The sequence below is a fragment of the Sphingobacterium sp. IITKGP-BTPF85 genome (genome assembly GCF_001006065.1).
Lineage (GTDB): Bacteria > Bacteroidota > Bacteroidia > Sphingobacteriales > Sphingobacteriaceae > Sphingobacterium > Sphingobacterium anhuiense.
This window is the reverse complement of the sequence record NZ_ASZT02000006.1, coordinates 59806-83589: the sequence shown is the minus strand read 5'-3', so window position 1 is coordinate 83589 and position 23784 is coordinate 59806. Positions and strand designations below refer to the sequence as shown.

Annotated in this window: 22 protein-coding genes and 3 pseudogenes; 17 read left to right on the top strand and 8 right to left on the bottom strand. The window is 35.1% G+C overall.

The window, feature by feature from the left end; all coding sequences use genetic code 11:
• The first annotated feature begins 191 nt into the window (after positions 1–191).
• On the top strand, positions 192–365 hold the full coding sequence (locus L950_RS31635; RefSeq protein WP_231576788.1) for a hypothetical protein: 174 nt from the start codon (positions 192–194) through the stop codon (positions 363–365).
• Positions 366–596: 231 nt separating this feature from the next.
• Positions 597–944, top strand: a complete 348-nt coding sequence (locus tag L950_RS31630; protein WP_231576787.1) for a hypothetical protein — start codon at positions 597–599, stop codon at positions 942–944.
• On the opposite strand, the gene L950_RS02275 is transcribed toward L950_RS31630, so the two are convergent.
• The gene (locus L950_RS02275; RefSeq protein ID WP_021191226.1) at positions 854–1624 is read right to left on the bottom strand and encodes a methyltransferase domain-containing protein; all 771 of its coding nucleotides are present in this window, start codon (positions 1622–1624) and stop codon (positions 854–856) included. The genes L950_RS31630 and L950_RS02275 overlap by 91 nt on opposite strands.
• A 370-nt stretch (positions 1625–1994) precedes the next feature.
• Between L950_RS02275 and L950_RS02270 the strand changes: the two genes are divergently transcribed.
• Positions 1995–2438 (top strand): Hsp20/alpha crystallin family protein, encoded by a 444-nt coding sequence (locus L950_RS02270; RefSeq protein WP_021191225.1) that lies wholly within the window; start codon positions 1995–1997, stop codon positions 2436–2438.
• A gap of 50 nt (positions 2439–2488) precedes the next feature.
• On the opposite strand, the gene L950_RS02265 is transcribed toward L950_RS02270, so the two are convergent.
• Positions 2489–2929 carry an acyl-CoA thioesterase gene (locus L950_RS02265; protein ID WP_021191224.1) on the bottom strand — a complete coding sequence of 147 codons (441 nt, stop codon included), beginning with the start codon at positions 2927–2929 and terminating at the stop codon, positions 2489–2491.
• Positions 2930–3071: 142 nt separating this feature from the next.
• On the opposite strand from L950_RS02265, the gene L950_RS02260 reads away from it, so the two are divergent.
• From L950_RS02260 to L950_RS02245, 4 genes are all read left to right on the top strand, one after another.
• Complete coding sequence (locus L950_RS02260) at positions 3072–3578, top strand: RNA polymerase sigma factor (RefSeq protein WP_021191223.1); 507 nt, start codon at positions 3072–3074, stop codon at positions 3576–3578.
• Positions 3568–4197 (top strand): hypothetical protein, encoded by a 630-nt coding sequence (locus L950_RS02255; RefSeq protein WP_021191222.1) that lies wholly within the window; start codon positions 3568–3570, stop codon positions 4195–4197. Before L950_RS02260 ends, L950_RS02255 begins: the two co-directional genes overlap by 11 nt.
• Before the next feature lie 285 nt (positions 4198–4482).
• Positions 4483–5970, top strand: coding sequence for an ABC1 kinase family protein (locus L950_RS02250; RefSeq protein WP_021191221.1), 1488 nt, complete (start codon positions 4483–4485; stop codon positions 5968–5970).
• Positions 5971–6001: 31 nt separating this feature from the next.
• Positions 6002–6790: an SDR family oxidoreductase gene (locus tag L950_RS02245; protein WP_021191220.1), complete on the top strand. Its 789-nt coding sequence runs from the start codon at positions 6002–6004 to the stop codon at positions 6788–6790.
• Positions 6791–6838: 48 nt separating this feature from the next.
• On the opposite strand, the gene L950_RS02240 is transcribed toward L950_RS02245, so the two are convergent.
• The 5 genes from L950_RS02240 to L950_RS02225 all read right to left on the bottom strand — a co-directional run bounded on the left by L950_RS02240 (position 6839) and on the right by L950_RS02225 (position 9586).
• The gene (locus tag L950_RS02240) at positions 6839–7264 is read right to left on the bottom strand and encodes a YceI family protein (protein ID WP_231576791.1); all 426 of its coding nucleotides are present in this window, start codon (positions 7262–7264) and stop codon (positions 6839–6841) included.
• Positions 7222–7428, bottom strand: coding sequence for a hypothetical protein (locus L950_RS31625; protein ID WP_231576786.1), 207 nt, complete (start codon positions 7426–7428; stop codon positions 7222–7224). Before L950_RS31625 ends, L950_RS02240 begins: the two co-directional genes overlap by 43 nt.
• Positions 7429–7550: 122 nt before the next feature.
• Positions 7551–8033 carry a Crp/Fnr family transcriptional regulator gene (locus tag L950_RS02235; RefSeq protein ID WP_262506949.1) on the bottom strand — a complete coding sequence of 161 codons (483 nt, stop codon included), beginning with the start codon at positions 8031–8033 and terminating at the stop codon, positions 7551–7553.
• 132 nt (positions 8034–8165) lie between these two features.
• Complete coding sequence (locus tag L950_RS02230) at positions 8166–8873, bottom strand: FkbM family methyltransferase (RefSeq protein WP_021191218.1); 708 nt, start codon at positions 8871–8873, stop codon at positions 8166–8168.
• Between the two features lie 62 nt (positions 8874–8935).
• A complete protein-coding gene (locus tag L950_RS02225) occupies positions 8936–9586 on the bottom strand; it encodes a YiiX/YebB-like N1pC/P60 family cysteine hydrolase (protein WP_021191217.1) in 651 nt (216 codons plus the stop codon).
• Positions 9587–9672: 86 nt separating this feature from the next.
• On the opposite strand from L950_RS02225, the gene L950_RS02220 reads away from it, so the two are divergent.
• The 5 genes from L950_RS02220 (at position 9673) to L950_RS02195 (ending at position 12904) form a co-directional block, all read left to right on the top strand.
• Positions 9673–10164, top strand: a complete 492-nt coding sequence (locus L950_RS02220) for a hypothetical protein (RefSeq protein WP_021191216.1) — start codon at positions 9673–9675, stop codon at positions 10162–10164.
• Between the two features lie 142 nt (positions 10165–10306).
• Entirely contained in the window at positions 10307–10600 is a 294-nt protein-coding gene (locus L950_RS02215; protein WP_021191215.1) for a hypothetical protein, read from the top strand.
• 2 nt (positions 10601–10602) lie between these two features.
• A complete protein-coding gene (locus L950_RS02210; protein ID WP_021191214.1) occupies positions 10603–10977 on the top strand; it encodes a hypothetical protein in 375 nt (124 codons plus the stop codon).
• Positions 10977–12119 (top strand): glutathionylspermidine synthase family protein, encoded by a 1143-nt coding sequence (locus tag L950_RS02205; protein ID WP_021191213.1) that lies wholly within the window; start codon positions 10977–10979, stop codon positions 12117–12119. Before L950_RS02210 ends, L950_RS02205 begins: the two co-directional genes overlap by 1 nt.
• A gap of 380 nt (positions 12120–12499) precedes the next feature.
• Entirely contained in the window at positions 12500–12904 is a 405-nt protein-coding gene (locus L950_RS02195; RefSeq protein WP_231576785.1) for a DoxX family protein, read from the top strand.
• Between the two features lie 117 nt (positions 12905–13021).
• Here L950_RS02195 and purL read toward each other — a convergent pair.
• Positions 13022–16695: pseudogene (gene purL / locus L950_RS02190) on the bottom strand (phosphoribosylformylglycinamidine synthase).
• 408 nt (positions 16696–17103) lie between these two features.
• Here purL and pheT point away from each other — a divergent pair.
• The 5 genes and pseudogenes from pheT to L950_RS02165 all read left to right on the top strand — a co-directional run bounded on the left by pheT (position 17104) and on the right by L950_RS02165 (position 23735).
• Positions 17104–19499: pseudogene (pheT, locus tag L950_RS02185) on the top strand (phenylalanine--tRNA ligase subunit beta).
• A 36-nt stretch (positions 19500–19535) separates the two neighbouring features.
• Complete coding sequence (locus L950_RS02180; RefSeq protein WP_021191211.1) at positions 19536–19844, top strand: hypothetical protein; 309 nt, start codon at positions 19536–19538, stop codon at positions 19842–19844.
• A 55-nt stretch (positions 19845–19899) separates the two neighbouring features.
• Positions 19900–20190: a cell division protein ZapA gene (locus L950_RS02175; protein WP_021191210.1), complete on the top strand. Its 291-nt coding sequence runs from the start codon at positions 19900–19902 to the stop codon at positions 20188–20190.
• A gap of 246 nt (positions 20191–20436) precedes the next feature.
• Positions 20437–21989 (top strand): annotated as a pseudogene (gene rny, locus L950_RS02170) (ribonuclease Y).
• A 1221-nt stretch (positions 21990–23210) separates the two neighbouring features.
• Positions 23211–23735, top strand: a complete 525-nt coding sequence (locus tag L950_RS02165) for a hypothetical protein (RefSeq protein WP_031289036.1) — start codon at positions 23211–23213, stop codon at positions 23733–23735.
• The last annotated feature ends 49 nt before the right edge of the window (positions 23736–23784 follow it).

Here is a 23784-nt window from a genome sequence, read left to right as displayed (position 1 = left end):
ACGGGGAGAATGAAAACCTTTATAACCAATTATAAACCTAAAATTATGATGACACAAATATAAGTGTTATTTTTACACTAAGCAAAATTATTTTAAATTTATTTATTCAAATTGCACAAATATGACTTTTGATTAGGTAAGCGTAGACGTTCAACAGTTGTATTAAGTGATCATTATTTATTATTAGGTGTATGAATAATAAGATTAAAAAACCATTTCCAGTTAAAACAGTACAGCCTGTCCTGGATCAAAACTATTGGAATACGAAGTGGCAGAACAATCAAACCGGTTGGGATATCGGTTATGCTTCTCCTGCTATTACCGCGTATATGGCGCAATACCTAATAAAAATGCGGCAATTTTAATAGCGGGCTGCGGAAATGCCTACGAAGCGGTCTACTTATTAGAGAATAATTTCACTGACATTACTTTAATTGATTTTGCTGAAGAAGCAGTTAAAGGATTGATTGAAAAATTTGCGGGATATCCTGCTATAAAGATTCTTTGTACAGATTTTTTGAACACGAGAGGCAATATGATCTGTTGTTGGAACAAACTTTTTTTGTGCGATTGCACCGGAAAGACGTGCCGATTACGTGCAAAAAGTATTATCCTTGCTGAAACCACAGGGTCGGATTGTTGGTTTACTTTTTGATAAAGTATTTGAAGCACCTGGTCCTCCTTTTGGAGGTGATGTTGTTACTTATGAAAAGCTTTTCAGACCTTTTTTTCCATCGACAAAATGGAAAAGTGTTACAATAGTATTTCACCAAGAGCAGGAAAAGAGATTTTTATTAATTTTTCAAAACCTTAATCCAATTATGGAATTCTATGAGAGCAGGCGCATAAGAGCTTACACGGGTTTTCTTCCATATAGTAGCAATCGTTTAAAGGCATATATGGCTGGAAATTTGGGAAATTTTTGTTCGATACGACTTTTATAAACCGTAATAAACTCTTCTTTTTGATCCTCCTGTAGTTTGTCCAGATAAGGAATTAAAGCAGAGCCAGAAATAAAGTTTAGTAATTCTTGTGAACTTTGTGCAATTATGGGATATACTTTTTGAATAATTTGCAAATTTATCAATCCTGCGTCATACATAATTGCCGCATATTGATCTATTGATAACATTGGTGATTCTCTTTTCCATCCACTGAGATAGTCATTAAATGGCTGTTCTTGCACTAATGTTAATAAAATTTGATTTAAGATATTATCCGATTGCATCGGCATTTGAATTGCAATTTGGCCATTGGGATTTAATAGCGACAAAAGATCGGGAAATAGGGTTTGATGGTTATCAGACCACTGTAATGCCGCATTGCTAAATATCAGGTCCCATTTTTGTTTTGTATCGAGGACATCCTCAGTAGTAGCTATTTTAAACGCTAATCTGTCATTTTTAAATTGTGAAGACTCCGATAACATCGCTTCTGAAGAATCAACACCTAGAAATTGCGCGTTTTTTAACTTGTTGGACAGGATAAAAGTTTGTTCACCTGTACCACAGCCAATATCGATACAATTTTGTTGTGGTTCTTCAGTAATAAAATTGATTAAATCGTAAAATGGTTGATTGCGTATATCTTTAAATTGATTGTAAATTTGGGGATTCCACTTCATATTTTTCTATGTTATGATTGTCAATACATCTTTGTAATCTAATTTAACTAAATTTTGATTGATAAACACTAATTATATGTTCAGCTTTTGTTTTTCTTTTTTTTGGCTATCAATTACAATTTTTTCTATGTTGAAAACTAAGTATAAACAATTTATATTTTTTGATAATAAAATTTTATTTTCAAATTGCTTGATTTTAAGTTTGTTATTTTCTTTTTTTACATAGAAAGTGACATATTGTCAACATTAAATAAGTTATTCAGACATTTTGTCTATGTATTTTTTGTTTTAATGTTTTGGTATGGGAATTGAAATACTAATGTAAATTGATTAATAAAAAATAAAGTGTAAACATAAAAGGAGGACAAAAATGGCATTAATTAAATTTCCAACAAAAAGCTTGAATACTGATTCTGTAAATCCATTTGTAAGTACAGTGTTTGATAATTTGTTTAACGATTCTTTTATTTCGGATCGTCTGATCTCGCGCGTTCCGGCGGTGAACATTTCGGAGACAGAAAAGGCTTTTCGTATTGAGCTGGCTGCTCCAGGTTTAACGAAGTCTGATTTTAAGATCAATGTAGATAAAAAAATAATAACTATATCTGCTGAGAAAAAAGAAGAGTCAGTAAGTGAAGAGAAATTATTTAGTAAAAGAGAGTTTAATTACACTTCTTTTTCAAGATCTTTTGCATTGCCTGAAACGGTAGATCACAGCAATATTGACGCGGTCTACGAAGATGGTGTTTTAGTAGTGACAGTGGGCAAGAGAGAAGATGCTATTGTAGCAAAAAGATTAATAGAAGTTAAGTAATATGTGTTTATTGAAAAAAGCTTCAAGGAGTAAATTCCTTGAAGCTTTTTTTATTCTGAAATTTCTGTATAATCATCCGCTTTAGGAATTTTATCCATAAAATGATTCCATTCTTGAGGAATTAATGTTAATTTTCTTTTTTCTAAATCTAGCCAAGCACCATCGACATTAATGGTAGCACTTTTTGTTCCATCTGCTTTAAAAACGATATGCCTAAAAGAAAATCGGCTATTGGAAATATTGAATTTGGTTAATTCTACTTCAACATAAATTTCTTCATCGAGATGAATTTCTCTATGATATAGTAGCTCTTCTCTAAATAGGATGGGGCCTATGTGATGTTTAGCAAATTGCTCTAGAGATAATCCAATTTTATTTAACATATTGCTTCTTGCTTGTGCACAGAAGTCTGCATATGCGGAGTGACGTAAATGCCGATTTGGATCAATCTGCGCCCATAATACCTGACCTTTAAAAAATATTTTATCCATACGATGATATTTTTTGTTTTCAACCTAAAATAGTGAATAAAATGCAAAAGATTCTTTTTTTAAATATTGACTGTAACATTTTCAAAAATGCGGTACTAATCCTGTATATTAAACTTAATTACATTAAGAGGCTACACGATTAATGATAAAGCCAGACGAACAGCAATTTTTAAAACAGATAGAGCAGAATAAAGGTGCTATCATTAAGGTGTCTCGAATGTATATGGACAACTTAGAGGATCAGCAGGATTTATTTCAGGAAATTGTTATGCAGTTATGGCGGTCTTATGGCTCCTTTAGGAAGGAGAGTTTATTTTCTACCTGGCTGTATCGTGTGGCAATTAACACTGCCCTCATGTATTTCAAAAAGGAGAAACGCCGGCCTGATCAGCATGAGCTTACTGTTGATATTGATGTCGTAGATGAATTTGATTCGGAAAGAAAAGAGGAGCAGTTACGTTATTTCTATCAAGCAGTTCAACATCTGAATCCTGTAGAGAAAGCATTAATCTTTCTTTTTTTGGAAGGACAAAGTCATCGCGATATTTCTATTAATCTCGGTATCTCTGAAGTAAATGCACGTGTTAAATTGAACAGAACCAAAGAAAAATTGCAACAGATTATTAAAACACAAGGTTATGAATTTTGATGAATTAAAAGAACAATGGAATAATCAAGCGGAAAATAATTTTGAGATTGATCCAAATCTTAATCATTATAAATCCGTTGGTAGCATTCTTGTGAAACTGAGGAGAAATATTAAAATGGAATTTTTCTCATGGTTGTGTGCAATTACTTTTTTGATGTTATTGCCCAACATTGATACCTATATGATCACAGGATATACAAAAGTTGCCTATTACTTTTTATTACTTCAAATGTGCATATCCAGTCTATTTTACTATAAAAAGTTTTTTTATTTTTATAAAACCACAAAGCAATTTGAACTATTAAGTTCTCGTGAAAATCTGTTAAAATTGTATTACGATTTAAAATTTTCGATTGAAACTTATAAAATGTCTTCTTATTTATTAGTTCCTCAGGGAATTCTTATTTGTTTCATATTTTTCTCTTTAGGTCATTCTGCGGAGTGGGCAGATAAGATTTATCATTTTGGTGCTACTTGGGAAAATGATTCCTCGTTTATCATATTTTTTATTCTTGGGGTTTTTGCAGGTTTGATTTGTTTGGTTGTTTGTATTGAGTCTATGAGTTATTACTACTATGGCAAATATTTGAAAATGATCAAAAAAATATCGATGCCCTAGAGGAAGAGTAATTGTAATAAAACTGTTTTATTTTGAGTTATCAATCTTTAAAAGAGTTTCTCAATTCGATTTGTGGGCAAGGTTTTTGTATCTTGATGATCTAATCGGATAAAAGGTTATGATGCAGCATTCAGCTAAAAAATACAGCGTAGTTCTCATATCATTAGCGTACTTGCTAAATATGGATTTCGCGATATCTTAAACAGGCTCCCCTGGAATACCGGTAAAACTTCTTTAGAAATAGGTGTTGATGTAGCGAATATTTCCGTTTATAGACGTATTCGTATGGCCTTAGAAGAGCTGGGGCCAGCATTCGTTAAGCTTGGGCAGTCTGCCTCTACACGCGAAGGTTTATTGCCCCAAGAGCTTATTGAAGAATTGAAGTTTTTGGAAGATCGTGTTGATCCATTTAGCATTGATATCAAAAGTTATATTGAAGAGGAACTGGATATTATTTTTGATGATCATTTCGCTTCTATTGATCCAGAACCTTTTGCCGCCGCTTCTATTTCCCAGGTTTATAAGGCGAAACTCATGGATGGAAAAGATGTTGTTGTTAAAGTTCGTAGGCCTCAAGTCGATGAGATTCTGAAAACGGATTTATCTTTAATGCGAGATATTGCCCGGATTTTGGTAGGCTATAGTGAACCTTTGCACAATCTTAATTTACCATTAATTGTTGACTCTTTTGCAACCACCTTGGTTCAGGAAATTTCGCTGTTAAATGAACGTCATAACATAGAGCGTTTCGCCAAAAACTTTAAGGGCAACAGCAAAATCAGTGTTCCTAAAGTTTATCCGAAAATAAGTTCTGATCGTATCCTGACAATGGAATTTATGGACGGTGTTAAAGTGACGGATAAGGAGAAGTTGCAGTCTATGGGGCTTGATTTAGAGGAGATTGTAGATAATGGTATCAATCTTTATTTAGAACAGGTGATCGTACATGGTTTCTTTCATGGCGATCCTCATCCTGGTAATTTACTTGTGCTTCCAAATGGTAAACTAGCTTTTATTGATTTTGGAAATATGGGTAAATTGTTAGGTATAGACCGACAAAATTTAGAAGAGTTTATCCAGGCGGCAGTTTCTTCCAATGCGATGCATCTAGCTGATACGATAGAAGATGTGGCGGTTGTGAGTAATATTCCCGATCGTGCTAGATTTGAACGTTCTTTGTATGAGATTTTTGATCTGATTGATAACGTCTCATTGGGAGATATCAGTTTGGAGTCATTATTTGATAAATTATGGACGATCATTGGGGATAACCGTCTTTATTTTCCAGAATATATCTATCAGCTTATTCGAGGCATATCATTAATGGAGGGAATTGGTAGACAACTTAATCCAAACTTGAATATTATGAAGAGTATAAGACCGTTTGCAAACCGTATTATGCGGGAGCGAATGGATCCAAAATATTTATTTGAAAAAGGGAAGAATAAGGCTTTTTCTTTTGCTCGTGATATTGAAAAACTTCCTGATGATCTTAGAGGCTTATTTAGGCAAATAAAGCTTGGAAATTTTACGCTTAATCACCACTTGATCAGTGCTAAGTCATTTACCCAGATCTTAAGAAAAGGCGTTAACCGTATTGTAATCGGAATTATGGTTTTGTCCTTGAATATGCTTGCAGGTATGGTTATTATCGCGCATGTTGAGCCTAAATTTTTAGGAATTCCAGTTTGGGCATGGGTATTTTTAGGAACTTCTTTTTCTTTATCGATTTATCTATTTATAGCTATGATACGTGCTAAAAATCGAGATTAGTCAATAGAGGTTAGATAGGATATAAAATAATATGATACAAATAAATTTAGAAAATAAGAAAGCATTGGTTGGTGCCAGTTCTGGTGGTATAGGTTGCGCAATAGCACAACAATTAGCCTTACATGGTGCATCTGTCACTTTAATGGCTCGAAATGAAGAGAAGCTGAAAATTGCACTTGCTACATTAGATCGGAGTAGAGGACAGCAGCACCGTTATCTTGTCGTAGATTTTAATGATTTTGAAGAATACCAACGTGTAATATCCCAGTATTTTACTCATCATGTTGTTGATATATTGATTAATAATACCAATGGTCCGAAGGCCGGCACTATTGCAGATCAATCATTAGCAGACTATCAACGGGCATTTGACTTATTATTTAAGACTCACTGTTATACGACAGATCTGGCATTACCTCATATGAAAAGTGCGGGTTATGGGCGTATCATTAATGTTTCCTCGTTAACTGTAAAAGAGCCAATGTCAAATTTGGTATTATCGAACACAGTGCGTACGGCATTAATGAGCTGGAGCAAATCATTAGCGAAAGATGTTGCCGTTCATCATATAACAGTTAACAGTATATTGACAGGTCTATTTGATACTGCGCGCATTCAATCATTGACACAGATGGATGCGGAGCGTCTAGATATACCGTATGAAGAGGCTTTGTCTTTGCGATTGAAGCAAGTTCCCATGAATAGATTGGGCAGACCCGAGGAGTACGGTTATCTTGTCGCCTTCATCTGTTCTGAGTATGCGAGCTACCTCACCGGATCCAATATTCCACTTGATGGTGGCATGATGAATGGATTTTAAAATAAAAGCCCTTAAGGATATACTTAAGGCTTTTATCTGTTTATTTTCTTAATTCAGTACGATTTCTGTATTTACTGTGATGGCCACATCTGCTGCGACAGCTTCAACCCCTGATGGTAATTTATCATTATATTTCATTCCGAAATCAAAGCGATTAATAGTAGTTTTCGCAGTGAAACCAGCCCGTGTCTTTCCCCAAGGATCAGTAATGATTCCTCCGTTCTGAGTAACGTCAAAAGTAACTTTCTTTGTCACATCTCTGATTGTTAGATCGGCGATTAATACATATTTTCCTTTTTTACCCTGTTTAAAAGAAACAGATTTTAATTTCATTGTTGGATATTTCTCTGCATTGAAAAAGTCATCTGATTTTAAATGGCCGTCACGAGCATCTATTCGTGTGTCAATACTGTTGACATCAATCGTGAAATCTAATTTTGCATTATCAAAACTCTCTTTGTTCGGAGCATCAATGGATCCGGATACTTCGTGAATTCACCATCGACAAAGCTTATCCCTAAGTGATTTACATCAAATCTTGCGTTTGTATGTGCAGGATCTGCACTCCATTTTACTTGTGCTAAGGCGCCATTGATCATTAAGACTGTGGCTGCTACAATTTTCAATAAATTATTCATAATCTTTCTTTTTATCTTTTTTAACAGTAATCTTGTTTAAAATGTTTGTCGATAAACAAATAAATTGTTGTATTAACTTGTACAAAGATGACGAATAATGCTGTTTTAAAAATTGACCTACATCAATAAAATGTACTATTTTTTGGTTTTAGGATCTGCCTTTTTAATCGGCTTAAAAACTCTTGTGTAACTCCGATATAAGATGCGAGCTGCAAATTAGATATTCTGGGGTATATTTTTGGATAACGTTTAATAAAATCCAGATAGCGCTCCTGCGCCGTAAATCCCAGAGCCGCAATGATGCGATGTTGTGATGCTACTTGAGCTCTTTGGGACATAATTCTGAATAGCCGTTCTACTTGAGTACAATTAGTGAAGAGTTTTTCTTTCTGTTCTCTCGAGATTATTAGTATTTCAGAATCTTCTAAAGCTTGAATATATAATTGAGCGGGTTCTTGATCATTGAAGCTGGCAATATCTGATATCCACCATTCTTCTATAGCGAAGTATAAAATATGTTCTTCTCCATTTGGAGTCAAATAGAAAATTTTAAAACAGCCTTTCTTTACAAATCCTTCAAAATTGCATATTTCCCCCGCCCGCAGAATGAAGCTCTTTTTTTACATGTGTTTGGGTGTAACTAGACGTGATCTGTTCAAGTTGTTCTTCTGTAACGGCTATTCTTTTTTTATGTAATCCTTGAAAATGTCCATGAGATAATTAATTCTGAAATGATATTAACTAGAGACTTTAATAAAAGAAATTTCTTCTAAAGTATCAGAAACCCCAAATACTTTGTATCCATGTTGATGTAAAGAGTTTAATAACTCTTTTGTTTTTTCAATTCCATTATCAAAAAATCTTTCGTGTATTTCTAATAAAATCTGGCGGATCTCGATGGATGAATTTAGAATACTTTCTATGACGCAATATTCTGAGCCTTCAATATCCATTTTTAGCACATCGATGTAGCTATGGTTGTTTTCAGATACAATATCTATAAGTGATTTCATTTGTACTTCTACCATATTATTCTCATCAACATTTTGATGGTTAATGATGGAGCCGGAGACATGCTCTTTGTTTTTTGGTAAATTGAAATGGGTTATTCTGGTTTCCTTGTCCAATCCGAACGGATGAAAATGAAATTTGGGAGATAGATCTGATCGTTGCGCTATCCATTCAATTGATTTCGGTGTTGGGTCATAGCCATGGACATGGCAATTGTGCTTTTGTATAATGGCATCATCAAAAGAAGTGTCTTGTCCTATTCCAAAAGAGTATACAATCGCATCGGGATGCAGCAGATCTGGATTGACAAAAAATCCACCATAAGAATTTCCGTACCAAACATGTGGACATTTATGTTCGATCTTGAATGATGATATTTTTCCAGAAAGTATTTTATATTGCTTCTTCAACGTGTTGATTAGGCTTGGACTCATATAATTTGTATGTTTGATGGTGGTCGTAAGTTACGATAAAATTAATTTTAATGATATTCTAATTATTTTAAGGATGTTAGAAAACCGATTTTTGTTAATTTTTCTGACGCTGCCAATCCATTGGGATTGCAACCTAGTTTTCCTTCAGGAACTTCCAGTCCTTGTTTGTTATAAAAATCTTTCCAAAAGTTGTCTATTTCACCCGTAGCAGGATTGATGAAGGTCATGGGCTCTAAGGTAAAAATTTGAGATTTTCTAAAAGCTCTTTCGATAAAATCGGAACAATAGTAAGTGTTTTCATTTAAAATATAGCTCCAATTGTACGGTTTTCCCAGCATATTTTTTGCAGTTTTTATCGCTAGGGGTATAGCTTTCTGATATTCTTTTTTTAGTCTGTAAACGACTAAATTGTTTTGATTATTTTTTTGAGAATCATAAAAATCTTTTAAGTTTTGACGTATGGATCCATTTTTGGAACTTGCGTGTAAAACAAAAATAGAATCATGCTCAACTTCTAAGAGTCCAATGTGATCAAAAGAATTTTTTTTGTCACGTTGTGTCACACGGTTTATAGCTCCAGATAGATTTTCTTGTTCCGCCTCTACAAAGATAAGATCACCTTTTTTAAGGTTTTTAGTTTCAACTTTTTGAGCAAAACAAAGTTGGGATAAAAGTATAACTAGGATGCTGAAAAATATTCTTTGTGCTTTCATGGCATAAATTTACATGCAATTTGATGTAAATAGAATCATTAGCTAAAAATAATTATGTAATGATAGAATGTTTGTATCTTTGCAAGATGGGAAAAATGTATAATGATGTGGTGGAATTATTGCCCGAATTGATTCATTGCTTCAATAATCATTTGATGTTTGATAGCTTAGAGGAGGAAGATGTAATTTCATTTCTTCCAATCGAAGATGAAGAAGTTGCGAAAGAATTTGTAGCTCATACAAATAAGGTATTATCCGACCACTTTGAAGTTGAGGATGGTGAATTATGTTATCCTGAAGACAGTTATTTGGATAAAATTGACAATCCTATTTTCTTTTGGAAGGATTATTTAGGATGCTTTTTTAATTTTGAATTGGTTGAGGATTTATTGGATAGAGAAGATATAAGAGGAACAAGTTTTGGAACTTACCGAATTACCCATATTGCCTTTATTAACGAAGTAAATAAACGGATCAAAAAAAGAAGATTAAATGGAATAAACCTTGAGTATCGTGTTATTCCAACTCCTTTGGACAGCAATAAACATTGGAATCGTACATACGATAAAGAATTTTAATCAAATCATTATCTATCGTTTTAAACGTTCGTTAAGTACTGTTTTTTTTAATGTTTTGTATTTAGTTTTTTGTAAATTGCCCTATTATTTTCTAAGCTATCAGAATAGCTAGCAGTATTCTTCTTGTTTAAATTCCGTTGAAATGAAATATATTTTATTCGTACTTCCAGTCATGGTTTTCATGAGTTGTTCCAATGCGCAACAAGATAAGCCATTAGAGCAGTTAGATAAAAAGTCTGCTCGTGAGGTGGTTTTAGTGACCGAAGTGAAGGGTGATTCAGTCCTGCATATTACTAAACAGCATATCTGGTTTAATGGAGAGCAAATTGCTTCTCAAAGTGATACGATCATTACAGCAAAGAAAGTGAATACCTGGAGTGTTGGGGATTCTGCTCAAACACTTAGTGAAGTTCCTATTTACGTAACAGTGCAGTAATTATGAGAAAAAAAACATCTTCAGCGATTAAATTAGTATTAATTACTTCCGTTTTGGCCTCATGTGGAACTGCTCAGTCTCCTCCGGAGGATAAAAATAAACAGCGTGTTTTTATGCGTGCTGATTCTACTGCTCCTTATACAGAAGTTACAAATGATTATAAGAATCAGCATCGTACGGGCGGAGGTATGGGGTCTTCTCTTTTGTGGTTTATGGCCTTTAGACATCTTGGGGGAGGAATGGGATATGCGAACAATAATCTAAATCCCAGTTCTGTTTCTGGTACTAATGCTAAAAAATCTGCTGCATATCAAGCAAAGCGAGGTGGTTTTGGCAATACTGCTGCTTCTTCCCACTCTTCTTCTGTCGGTTCATAATGAAAATTAAACATCTTACGATTGATCCAAATTGGAAATCTAGATTAACGGCTATTGGATATGGTTATCATTCGGATCATGATGAACCTTACTGGATAGATAATTATTACTACGAAATCACTAGTAATGAAGCAGACACTATTTATCAAGCAACAGCTGAGGTTTGGGATATGTGTCTAAAAGCAGTTGAACATGTGATTGCAAATAAGCTTTACGCTTTATTTCATATTCCCGATCATATGGTACATCATATCGAACAGTCGTGGGAAAGTGAATCTCCTTCAATTTATGGTCGTTTTGATTTTGCTTATGATAGCAGTAAAAGAAAATTAAAGTTACTGGAGTTTAATGCGGATACACCGACTTCTTTATTTGAGTGTGGCATTGTCCAGTGGTATTGGAAAAACCATTATTTTTCAGAATCAGTCGATCAGTTTAATAGCGTACATGAGCAATTGATCACTTCTTGGAAAGATATTAAACCTTATCTCAAAGGTGATATTTTGTATTTCACTTGTGCAAAGGAGACATTGGAGGATCTGACCAATGTAGAATATTTAAGAGATACGGCCACACAAGCTGGCATCCAAACACAATTGATCTACATCGACGATATTGGTTGGAATGGAAATTCATTTATTGATTTAGAGGGTGACTCGATCCAATCTATATTTAAATTGTATCCTTGGGAATGGATGGTACATGAGGAGTTTGGGCACCATATCCTCAATGATATCAATAAAACTCAATGGATAGAGCCTTCATGGAAAATGATACTGTCTAACAAAGCTATTTTACCCATATTATGGGATTTGTTTCCGCATCATGATAACTTATTGCCAGCTTATTTTGAAGAGCAGAGAACACTTAGAAATTACATTAAAAAACCTATTCTATCCAGGGAGGGTGCTAATATCGCAATGTATTATGATAAGGAGCTCATTTATTCAACATCTGGTGCATATGGACATGAAGGGTATATTTATCAAGAGCTGGCCACACTTCATAAAGAAGAATCGGGTTTTTCTATCATAGGCAGCTGGATTATTGGACAGGAACCGTGTGGTATAAGTTTTAGAGAATCGACTATGCCCATCACCACGGATAAGAGTCGATTTGTTCCGCATATCATTAAGCATTGATCAAAAATTAATGGTTCTTTCCCAAATAGACTATTTACTTTTTGGACATTCTAATTCCTGCTTTAAAGTCCGGAATATTTGTTCATATTCTTGGAACCGATGTTCTCTTATCGGCCGAATGTACGGTTCAGTTTTAAAGTATAGCAACATGCATGGTGCAATTTGTTTGTACTTCGGTACATACTCATATGTAATGAATTCTCCATTAGCAATACGCTGTTTTATTTTATTATGATAAGGGTACATCTATTTATATTAGCAATATATTAAAATTACTTTTTTTTATTAAAAACAGCTATTATTCTTTGTTGAAAATTATATAAAAACAAAACTAATTTAGGTTTGTTGTAGCTATAAATCAATAAGAAAGGAATAATATTATGAACCTTATTCACAAAATTGAGCATTGGGGTGATACGCATCATCCACAATGGATAGATTACCTACGGATTGCTGTAGGATTCTTAATTTTAATCAAAGGAATGAGCTTTGTTGCTGATCTAGATCGGGTTAGTTCTTTGGTGCAGCAAGTTAACTATACATTTTATATTTGGGGAGGGGTGCATTATATTGTTTTTGCCCAGATTGTCGGTGGGATGTTTATTATTTTTGGCTTCCAGACCAGGTTAGCTTGTCTAGTTCTTTTGCCGATCTTGTTTGGTGCTGTATTTTTTGTAAACTTAACGCATGGATTTAGTTTCTTAATGGAGAATTATGGTTGTCCATTGTTGTTCTACTTTTGCTTATTTTATTTCTTGTTATGGGTTCGGGTAAATATTCATTAGATAATTTAATGAATAGACCTGGTTATGAGAGAAAGATTTAATATTGATTATATCAATTCAAAAAAAAACCTCCTGCAATTCATGCAAGAGGTTTTTTTATTTTTTCCGTATAGAAAACTATTTTTTATTTTTTTCAATCCAAGTACGGGCATTTACAAATGCTTCTAACCAAGGTGTCACTTCATCTTGACGATCCTTCGGATAATTTGCCCAATTCCATTGGAATGTTGAGCGCTCAATATGTGGCATGGTTACCAAGTGACGACCAGTTTTGTCACAAAGCATAGCTGTATTATAATCAGAGTCATTAGGGTTTGCAGGGTACTGATCGTAAGCGTACTTAGCAACAATATTATATTGTGACTCTTCTTCAGGTAAATTGAATTTACCTTCACCATGTGAGATCCATACCCCTAATGTTGTACCAGCTAACGTTGATAACATGATCGAGTTGTTTTCTTGAACGGTAACGGATAAGAAATTAGATTCATGTTTCTGTGAAGTATTATGAAGTAATTTACCATGAACTCCGTGTTCTGGGTTGATTAATTCTAATTCCATAAACAATTGACAACCGTTACAAATACCTACCGACATGGTGTCAGGACGTTTAAAGAAATTTTCTAATGCCGTTTTAGCTTTTTCATTGTACAAAAATGCACCAGCCCAACCTTTTGCAGAACCTAGAACATCAGAGTTCGAGAATCCCCCAACAGCACCAATAAATTGAATGTCTTCTAGTGTTTCACGTCCTGAAATTAAATCAGTCATGTGGACATCTTTTACATCAAATCCCGCTAAGAACATCGCATTTGCCATTTCGCGTTCAGAATTTGAACCCTTTTCACGAATGATAGCTGCTTTTGGTCTAGGTTTTGATTCGTCTATTGCAGGTTTCAACCCCGTGAAGTGATTTGGGAATACAAAATTCAATGGCTGATTTTTGTAATTATCATAACGAGCTTGAGCAGTTCCATTTTTAGATTGTTTTGAATCTAATAGGAAAGACGTTTTATACCAAGTATCACGAGTTTCTACAACATTGAAAGTAAACGTGTCAGCATTATTTTTGAAGGAAACTTCTGCACCTGAGATTGCTTCTCCAATCTTAACAGCATCAATACCAGCAGCGGCGAAAGCACTTTCAAATGTAGCGTCATCTTTTGCCTGTAAAACAACAGCAATGTTTTCATTGAATAGTGCTTTTACAGTATCTGCTTCACCTAAGCTTGATAAATCATAATTTGCAGCTAAGTTTACATCTGCAAATGTCAGTTCTAATAAAGTCGTAATTAAACCTCCTGAACCAATGTCATGACCAGCTTCAATTTGTCCAGCTTTTATTAAATCTTGAATCGTATTAAAAGCCGTTTTAAAATATGTTCCATCTTGAATGGTTGGAACTTCTTTACCGATCTTGTTTAAGATCTGAGCGAATGAAGAACCGCCTAATTTGAAACTATCTTTTGATAGATTGATATAGTATATAGAACCAGCATTTTTATTTAGCACAGGTTCTATAACCTTTGTAATATCCGTACAGTTACCAGCTGCAGAAACGATCAAAGTACCTGGAGCGATGACATTGTCACCGTTCGGGTATTTTTGTTTCATCGATAGTGAATCTTTTCCTGTAGGGATATTGATTCCTAATTCCAAAGCAAAATCTGAACATGCTTTGACAGCTTTATAAAGGCGAGCATCTTCACCCTCGTTGTTACAGGCCCACATCCAGTTTGCCGACAGTGATACACCTGCAAGACCATTTTTAATAGGAGCAAATACTAAGTTTGACAATGATTCGGCAATAGCCGTTCTACTTGCCGCTGCAGGGTCTATAATTGCTGCTACGGGAGAATGACCTACTGTAGTTGCTACACCTTCTTTGCCTTTGTAATCTAATGCCATTACTCCCACGTTATTCAATGGTAATTGTAATGGACCAACACATTGTTGTTTAGCAACACGTCCGCCAACACAACGGTCAACTTTATTGGTTAACCAATCTTTAGAGGCTACTGCTTCTAATTGCAGCACTTGTTTTAGGTAAGTTGGGATATTTTCAGTGCTGTAATTTACATCTGCGTAATTTCTAACGACAGTTGTATCCTTCATAATTGTTTTGGGAGAAGACCCGAAGAAATCTTCTAAGGCATAATCCATTGGTTTTTCACCGGTTGTTTTTGATTCGAAAGTGAAACGGTGATCTCCTGTTACATCGCCAACAGTGTACATTGGAGAGCGTTCGCGATCGGCAACGCGTTTTAACGTGTCAATATCTTTTTCACCGATCACCAATCCCATTCTTTCCTGAGATTCGTTACCGATAATTTCTTTTGCTGATAGGGTAGGATCACCTACAGGTAGTGCATCTAAATCAATTAGGCCGCCTGTTTCTTCTACTAGTTCTGAAAGGCAGTTTAAGTGACCTCCTGCACCATGATCATGAATAGATACAATTGGATTGTGATCGGATTCCACCATTCCACGAACTGCATTTGCGGCACGTTTTTGCATTTCTGGATTTGAACGTTGAATTGCATTTAATTCAATACCGGAACCGAAAGCTCCTGTATCAGCAGAAGAAACTGCTGCTCCTCCCATACCGATACGGTAATTTTCACCACCCAGTATAACGATCTTATCACCAATTTTTGGAGTATGTTTTTTGCCTGGTTCAATTTACCATAGCCTATACCACCAGCCTGCATGATTACTTTGTCAAATCCTAATTTTCGGGCATCTTCTTCATGTTCGAATGTTAAGACCGATCCTGTTATTAAAGGCTGTCCAAATTTATTGCCAAAATCTGAAGCACCGTTGGAAGCTTTGATTAAAATGTCCATTGGAGTTTGGTATAACCATGGACGTTCTTCCATCGCTTGTTCCCAAGGACGGTTTTCTTCTAAGCGGGAGTAAGACGTCATATAAATCGCTGTTCCTGCTAAAGGTAATGATCCTTGTCCTCCAGCTAAACGGTCGCGAATTTCACCTCCTGAACCAGTTGCTGCTCCTGAGAAAGGTTCAACGGTAGTTGGGAAATTATGTGTTTCTGCTTTTACAGAAAGTACAGAGTCAAATTCTTTTTCTTCGTAAAAATCTGGCTTATCCGCAGATTGTGGTGCAAATTGGGTGATCCGTGGGCCTTTAACAAAAGCTACGTTATCTTTATATGCCGAAACGATTTCGTTGGGATTTGTTTCAGATGTTTTCTTAATCAATTTGAAAAGCGATGTCGGCTGTTCTTCGCCATCGATAATAAAAGTACCGTTGAATATTTTATGGCGACAGTGTTCTGAATTTGCTTGAGAGAAGGCAAATACTTCTGAGTCGGTTAACTTACGATCTAATTTTGTTGCTAAGTCCGAAAGATATTGAACTTCCTCAGGATTTAAAGAAAGACCTTCTTGTTTGTTATAAGCATCAATATCCTCAATTTCTAAAATAGATTCAGGAGCAATATTGATGGTATACATTTCTTGTGTCAATGACTCATATTTTTGAGAAATCATTGGGTCGAAATCGATAAAATCAGCTTGTGCCTTATGGAATTCTTCAATTCGAATAATCCCTTGAATACCCATGTTTTGGGTTATCTCTACGGCATTGGTACTCCATGGAGTAATCATAGCTGCACGAGGACCAACATAATAATCGTTTAAGGTTGCTTTTTCGATTTTGGTAGCGTTTCCAAATAGCCAGTTTAGTTTAGAGATATCATCGGTTGATAAATCTTGTAGGGTTTGCACACCGTAAACGATGTCGCTTGGGTTCACAAAGAAATGAATCATTATAACTGTAAGTTTGAACGTTCTTCAAATTAAAATACAAATTTACGTTAATCCTTTGACTTATTAGGAATGAAAAGTGCTAAATAATCGTAAAAATATTTTTTACTCTTAAGCGGTTCATCTTTTGCTTGATCTCAACTTCTTTTTAATTTTTGAAGTACTTACGATTTTAAGTTTTATATGCTGTAAATGAGCTGCCCATACGTTCTCTTTTTTTATTACTTAAATATAGAAACTGAGCCAGTCTATAAAACTGAATTGGTTATTTACATACAAATTTTAATATTATAGGTAGTAATAAACTCTCAAGGGTAGAGATAAAACGATAAATTTGCATGGATAAGACTGTAATTATATTGCGAATCAGAGCAAATTTATCTAAGTTTGTGCGTAAAATAAGATTCTAAAATGAATATTTCATATAAGTGGCTTAAAGATCATATCGATATTGATAAAAAACCAGAAGAGCTTTCTTTGATTCTAACTAACGTAGGATTAGAGGTTGAGGTTTTAGATGTGGTCCAAAGTATACCAGGAGGTTTAGAAGGGTTGGTCATAGGGGAAGTAAAATCATGCGAACAACATCCGAATGCAGATAAATTGAAAGTTACAACGGTTGATGTTGGTCAGCCCGAGTTGTTAAATATTGTCTGTGGAGCTCCAAATGTAGCAGTCGGTCAGAAAGTTATTGTTGCGACAGTTGGTTCAACAGTTCATCCAACTAGCGGTGAGCCTTTTAAGATCAATAAATCAAAAATCCGTGGTGAAGTTTCTGAAGGAATGCTCTGCGGGGAGGATGAAGTTGGTTTAGGCAATTCGCATGCAGGTATTGTAGAACTTCCTTCAGATGCTGAGGTTGGTACACTTGTCAAAGATTTTTATCAGATCGAAGATGACTACCGATATGAAATTGGTTTGACTCCGAATCGTGCAGATGCAGCTTCACATTTAGGTGTCGCTCGTGATATTGCCGCATATTTTAGATCTGAAATGAAGCAAATTGATCTTTCTAAATTTAAAGAAGGGTCTGGTGTCAATACAGAAGTAATTGTAGAAAATCATTCCGGCAGTCCAAGATATTCAGGAATTAATATTTCAGGTGTTAAAGTAACTGAATCCCCTGATTGGTTAAAGGAGCGTTTAAACGTTATCGGTATTCGTCCCATTAATAACATCGTTGATGTTACTAATTTTATATTACATGACTTGGGTCAGCCACTTCATGCTTTTGATCAAGATAAGATTGCAGGTAATAAAATTACTGTTAGACAAGCGAAACAAGATGAGATTTTTGTCACTTTAGATGGTGTTGAGCGTAAGCTTTCTGCTGAAGATCTTGTTATTGCCGATGCTGAGAAGCCAATGTGCATCGCTGGTGTTTTTGGTGGTGCTAATTCAGGCGTTTCAGAATCGACTACAAACATATTTTTAGAGTCAGCATATTTTAATGCAGTTTCAGTACGTAAAACAGCAAAGCGTCATCATCTGAAAACAGATTCTTCTTTCCGATATGAAAGAGGAACTGATCCAAATATTACCGTTAATGCATTAAAAAAGGCGGCTATTCTGATTCAAGAGATCGCTGGTGGTGAGATCACTTCTAATATTACCGATATTTATCCTGCTGTTATAAATCCATTTGCTTTTAATGTCAATTACCATAATGTCCGTAAATTAATCGGTCAGGATATACCTAATGAGGAAATAAAATCAATTATAGTTGCCTTAGGTATCGGTATTGAAAAAGAATCGGCAGATAGTATTGATGTATTAGTTCCTGCTTATCGTGTTGATGTTACGCGTGAGGTGGATGTGATAGAAGAGGTTTTGCGTATCTATGGTTACAATAACGTCGCATTGAAACCACAGATAAAGTCATCTTTAAATACTTCGGAAAAGCCTGATAAAGAGGTTGTTTTAAATCAACTGGCAGATTTGCTTATTGCAAATGGTTTTAGAGAAATTCTTTCGAATTCATTAACGAAGTTGGATTATGTAAATGATGAAGCGACCGCCGTTCGTTTGTGTAATCCATTAAGTTCTGATTTGGATACCATGCGACAAAATATGTTGTTTTCAGCTTTAACAGCAGTTTCTTATAATCAAAAGAGAAGAAATTCTGATTTGAAGGTTTTTGAAATTGGAAAAACATATTCGATCGATGGTGAGGGATATAGAGAGAAACAGCACTTGGCTATTGCTATTAGTGGAAGTTGGAAGTTGAGCAATGGAACAATAGTAAGCAATCGGTAAATTTTTACAATCTGAAAGCGGTTGTCGATCTTATTTTGAAAAGATTGAAAATTGAAGGACTTCAGTTGGAAGATGCACCTACCGATCATTTCGCTTACGGATTAAGTTATATGAAGGGTACAAAACCTTTAGTAACTTTCGGAGCGGTATCTGATGTTGCTTTATCCAAAGCTGACGTCGATGGGCAAGTGTTTTTTGCTGATTTTGACTGGGATCAAATACTGAAGATCATCCGTAAAAATGTTATTAAGTTTAAAGAGGTATCTAAGTTTCCTGCTGTAAAACGTGATTTATCGTTGTTGATCGATGAAGCAGTTACGTTCAAACAATTGGAAACAATCGCGCATAAAACCGAACGTAAACTCTTAAAAGAGGTTAAAGTATTTGATGTTTATAAGGGAGACAAGATTCCTGCAGGCAAAAAATCATATGCTTTGAGTTTTATTATCGAGGATGAGGAAAAAACTTTAATGGACAAACAAATTGACGCAATAGTTCAAAAATTAATTCTTAACTTTGAGAAAGAAGTAAACGCAGAAGTGCGTGGTTAATTTGAATAATAACATTTAATTGTATAAATTTAGTATATGGCAGCATTATCTTCACAAATGAATATTATCGTTGAGAAAACGAAAAATTTGATTCAAATGTGCGAAGTCTTGCAAGAAGAAAATGATTTACTTAAATTAGAGGTTCAATCGCTTCAAGTCGCTTTCAATACGAGTAGCGATAAGAATAAGCAAATGGAGGAGCAAATGAAAGCAATGGCAGTTGCTCGTTCTCTTGATAGTTCTGAAGCCGATAAGGATGCAATTAATGAGAAAATACTTGACACAAAGCAAAAAATTAACGATTTTGTGCGAGAAATAGACAAATGTATTAGTTTGTTGAAGTAAGTGAAGAGTGTAGTACAAGGATAACTTACTAATACAACGTAAAGCTCAAATAACAATGGGAGAGATTTCCATCAAAATAAATATCGCTGATCGTGTGTATCCGCTACGTGTTGATACAGCAGAGGAGGAGATAATCCGCCATGCAGCGAAATTGATTAATGAAAAAGTAAAAGAGTTACAAGATAGCTATACTGTTCGTGATAAACAGGATTTATTGTCAATGTGCGTCCTTCAGTACGCAACAGGAATGTTGAAAGCTGAGCGACAAGTTCAAACACAAGATCAAGGTTTAGAGCAATCAGTTCATGAACTGGATCAGCTATTATCTAATTTCTTTACAAAATAATCGTTCTTTATAGCGCTTTACTAAACGAATTTGCCGCAGTTGAATTCGGGTTGTCACTATTTTAAACTTAACGCTTCAATATTACAGGCGAAAAAGATGTAGGTCATTTTGCGTAAGCCATCTGGACCATGATCATAGCCTAATCATATGATATAGAAGTTTAATAATATTAGATACCCGTTATTTAATTGCGGTTTTTTTTGAAAATTATAAATAAATAAAATACATATAAACAATTAATATTACATGGACATCGCAATTTATATCATACTTTCTCTGATTGTTGGTATTGCAATTGGCCGTTATCTTTTAGCTCTTTTGTTTAGTAAACAAACAGCAGAAGCTCAAGAAAAGGTGAAAAGCATTATAAAAGAGGCAGATCAAGAAGCAGAACATCTGAAAAAGAAAAAGCTTTTAGAAGCTAAGGAGAAGTTTCTACAGCTAAAATCAGAGCATGAAAAAGAGGTCAGTCAGCGAAATAATACAATCAGTCAAAAGGAAAATACCTTACGCCAGAAGGAACAATCTGTCAATCAGAAGCTTGAGAATTTAAACCGCGAAAAACAAGAATTAGATGGAACCCGTAACAGCTTGAAAAGCTTGTTGAAGTAAATGAAAGTAAGTCTGAGGAAGTTGAGCAGTTAAAGCTACAGCAGATTAAACAACTGGAAGGTATTGCTGGAGTTACAGCGGAAGAAGCTAAAAATCAACTGGTCGACTCTTTGCGTGAAGAGGCACGTTCACAAGCAATTAGCCAAATTAAAGATATCGTTGATGAAGCTAAATTGACAGCAACAAAAGAAGCTAAAAAAGTGGTCATCCAGACCATTCAACGTACGGCTACAGAATCTGCTATTGAGAACACGGTTTCTATTTTCAATATTGAGAATGATGAAATCAAGGGCCGTATTATTGGACGTGAGGGACGTAATATTCGTGCATTAGAAGCGGCTACTGGTGTTGAGATCATTGTTGATGATACCCCTGAAGCAATTATTTTATCGGGATTCGATCCTGTTCGTCGTGAAATCGCTCGTTTGGCTTTGCACCGTCTTGTGACAGATGGACGTATCCACCCTGCGCGTATTGAGGAGGTAGTTGCAAAGACACGTACACAGATAGAAGACGAAATTGTTGAAATAGGTGAACGTACAGCTATTGATCTTGGTATTCACGGTTTACACCCGGAATTGATCCGTATGGTCGGTCGTATGCGTTACCGTTCTTCTTATGGACAGAACTTGTTACAGCACTCCCGTGAGGTTGCAAATTTTGCAGCTACAATGGCAGCAGAGTTGGGGTTAAACGTTAAGCATGCAAAACGTGCTGGTCTTTTACATGATATTGGTAAAGTGCCTGATGATAATCCAGAATTGCCACATGCTATTTTGGGAATGCAACTGGCTGAAAAGTATAAAGAACATCCTGATGTTTGTAATGCTATCGGTGCTCACCATGATGAAGTTGAAATGACGGCAATGATTTCACCAATTGTACAAGCTTGTGATGCTATTTCAGGAGCTCGTCCTGGGGCTCGCCGTGAAGTCGTGGAGAGTTATATCAAACGACTAAAGGAGTTAGAAGATCTAGCATTATCTTATCCAGGCGTTGAAAAGACTTTCGCTATACAAGCCGGTCGTGAATTACGTGTTATTGTTGAAAGTGAAAAGATATCTGATGCACAGGCTGAGATTCTAGCCGCTGATATTTCAAACCGAATTCAGACTGAGATGACTTATCCAGGTCAAATTAAAGTAACTGTTATTCGTGAAATCCGTTCTGTCGCCTACGCGAAATAAAACGAGATTTTAAAAATATAGCTTAAAACTAAGGCTGTCTCATTTATTTGAGACAGCCTTAGTTTTTTTAATGATTTGAGCTGTTAAGAGGATGTTTTTACTGTTATATATTCAAAGTAGCTCATTATTCTACGTAACATGGAAAGCAGGAGCATGTGATTGATCTTATCGCGGTATAGTTTGCGCACAAATCCTTCTGTTTATTTTATTTCACCATACTGCAAAGCAAAGTTGTTACATGGATTTTTCGTTTCGCTTGACTGAAAAATAAGCTCCCAAAGATGATTATGAAAAGATTCGAGTAAAAATAACACTTTCCGTAGGTGCAGAGAGTTTCTGCGAGGAGTACTTTGGGTTTTAACAGGGGGCTAAATAGTATTGCAACGTTACTTGTTTGTAAATAGTTTATTCTTAATAGTTAAATAGGGTTATCTTAAAAGCATGTTACGTAGCGATACTTAAAGACCATCCAGAATTTTCAATATGCCGTGTCGCAATATGAACTACCCAGAGTATCGAAATGTATCGCCATAATGCACGATACTATGGCTATGGAGATAAACCAATCGGCCATAGCGCGTTGCTTTATTGCCTTTGCGCATCATGATTGACTAAAGGCGCATAGACAGTCCGCCATATTGCGATATATGTAGGCGGGAGGGAGAAATCAATAAGCCATAGCGCATTGCTTTATTGCCTTTGCGCATCATGATTGACTAAAGGCGCATAGTCAGTCCGCCATATTGTGATATATGTAGGCGGGAGGGAGAAATCAATAAGCCATTGTGCTTTGCTTTACTGCGTTTACGCAAAATGATTTCTACATTTATCGTGTCGAAAGGTCCAAGGTTCCATTGTCTTTTATGTATTGTAGTCACTCTAAACTTAAATAGAGAACATCCTGGCATAAAGCATATGTTAAGATATTTTTGCTTCTGAGCGTGAAAATATCATCCCTTGCTATCTAGTCTCTAATAAGAAAAGCTGTCTCTTAAGTAATTTTTGAATATTTGTACCGTAATGAAAATAAGTGTTTTAGATTTCTTTTTGATCCTATTTAGTGATTAAGATGTATTATTGGCATTATATTCGGTTTTCAACAGAGCAGTTTTATTTAGAGACTGGCTTTTTTTGTTTTTAATCGCTATTTCGCCTTACTTTCAACTTTTATTTTTAGTATTTTTGCAGTTCATATTGCATAGCAACTATAACGCAGATCAGATGAAGAAAAAGCAACCGCCCGTTCAAGAAGTAAAAAGACCAGTTGATCAATATTTTGAGAATTTAAATGCAAATTTTCAGAATCCTACGAATCGAATTTTTCAAATTATTTTTTTACCGTTATTCTTTTTTGGTTTAATGGGACTGATTTGGATGATTCCATTTCCTCAATTTGATTTTTTGGTTAAATTGGGATGGCATACTTTTCTGAACTGGGGTTCATTTTTTATTGCCGTGCTTATCTATTATTATTTAAAGCTTTCTCCAACACTATCTTATGCTGTTTTACTATGTATAGGCATAATGAGTTATTTTATTGTGCAACTCGAATATATTGAGCGGGATGGTGGACCAAGTGTATTACTTGTTTCTGGAGTGATTACAGCAGTTTCTTTAGCTGCATTATGGTGGGGTAAGTCTAAAGAGAATAAAGCTATTTCATTAGGTGAATTTTGGACATTAATTTCCGTAGGTCCTATTTGGCTTTGGCATTTTGTTTTTAGAAAGGTTAAGCTAAAATATTAAAACTTATATAGTTATTTGGAAGCCTTGTTCTTTACTAAGAACAAGGCTT

What these genes read in the sequence shown, in the direction of transcription:
- L950_RS02210 (WP_021191214.1), top strand. Translation starts at nt 10,603, where the DNA reads ATGAGAAAAAAAACATCTTCAGCGATTAAATTAGTATTAATTACTTCC.
- L950_RS02275 (WP_021191226.1), bottom strand. Translation starts at nt 1,624, where the DNA reads ATGAAGTGGAATCCCCAAATTTACAATCAATTTAAAGATATACGCAAT.
- L950_RS02260 (WP_021191223.1), top strand. Translation starts at nt 3,072, where the DNA reads ATGATAAAGCCAGACGAACAGCAATTTTTAAAACAGATAGAGCAGAAT.
- L950_RS02230 (WP_021191218.1), bottom strand. Translation starts at nt 8,873, where the DNA reads ATGAGTCCAAGCCTAATCAACACGTTGAAGAAGCAATATAAAATACTT.
- L950_RS02175 (WP_021191210.1), top strand. Translation starts at nt 19,900, where the DNA reads ATGGGAGAGATTTCCATCAAAATAAATATCGCTGATCGTGTGTATCCG.
- L950_RS02250 (WP_021191221.1), top strand. Translation starts at nt 4,483, where the DNA reads ATGGCCTTAGAAGAGCTGGGGCCAGCATTCGTTAAGCTTGGGCAGTCT.
- L950_RS02220 (WP_021191216.1), top strand. Translation starts at nt 9,673, where the DNA reads ATGGGAAAAATGTATAATGATGTGGTGGAATTATTGCCCGAATTGATT.
- L950_RS02195 (WP_231576785.1), top strand. Translation starts at nt 12,500, where the DNA reads ATGAACCTTATTCACAAAATTGAGCATTGGGGTGATACGCATCATCCA.
- L950_RS02205 (WP_021191213.1), top strand. Translation starts at nt 10,977, where the DNA reads ATGAAAATTAAACATCTTACGATTGATCCAAATTGGAAATCTAGATTA.
- L950_RS31635 (WP_231576788.1), top strand. Translation starts at nt 192, where the DNA reads ATGAATAATAAGATTAAAAAACCATTTCCAGTTAAAACAGTACAGCCT.
- L950_RS02270 (WP_021191225.1), top strand. Translation starts at nt 1,995, where the DNA reads ATGGCATTAATTAAATTTCCAACAAAAAGCTTGAATACTGATTCTGTA.
- L950_RS02265 (WP_021191224.1), bottom strand. Translation starts at nt 2,929, where the DNA reads ATGGATAAAATATTTTTTAAAGGTCAGGTATTATGGGCGCAGATTGAT.
- L950_RS02245 (WP_021191220.1), top strand. Translation starts at nt 6,002, where the DNA reads ATGATACAAATAAATTTAGAAAATAAGAAAGCATTGGTTGGTGCCAGT.
- L950_RS02225 (WP_021191217.1), bottom strand. Translation starts at nt 9,586, where the DNA reads ATGAAAGCACAAAGAATATTTTTCAGCATCCTAGTTATACTTTTATCC.
- L950_RS02215 (WP_021191215.1), top strand. Translation starts at nt 10,307, where the DNA reads ATGAAATATATTTTATTCGTACTTCCAGTCATGGTTTTCATGAGTTGT.
- L950_RS02180 (WP_021191211.1), top strand. Translation starts at nt 19,536, where the DNA reads ATGGCAGCATTATCTTCACAAATGAATATTATCGTTGAGAAAACGAAA.
- L950_RS02255 (WP_021191222.1), top strand. Translation starts at nt 3,568, where the DNA reads ATGAATTTTGATGAATTAAAAGAACAATGGAATAATCAAGCGGAAAAT.
- L950_RS31625 (WP_231576786.1), bottom strand. Translation starts at nt 7,428, where the DNA reads ATGAATAATTTATTGAAAATTGTAGCAGCCACAGTCTTAATGATCAAT.
- L950_RS02165 (WP_031289036.1), top strand. Translation starts at nt 23,211, where the DNA reads ATGAAGAAAAAGCAACCGCCCGTTCAAGAAGTAAAAAGACCAGTTGAT.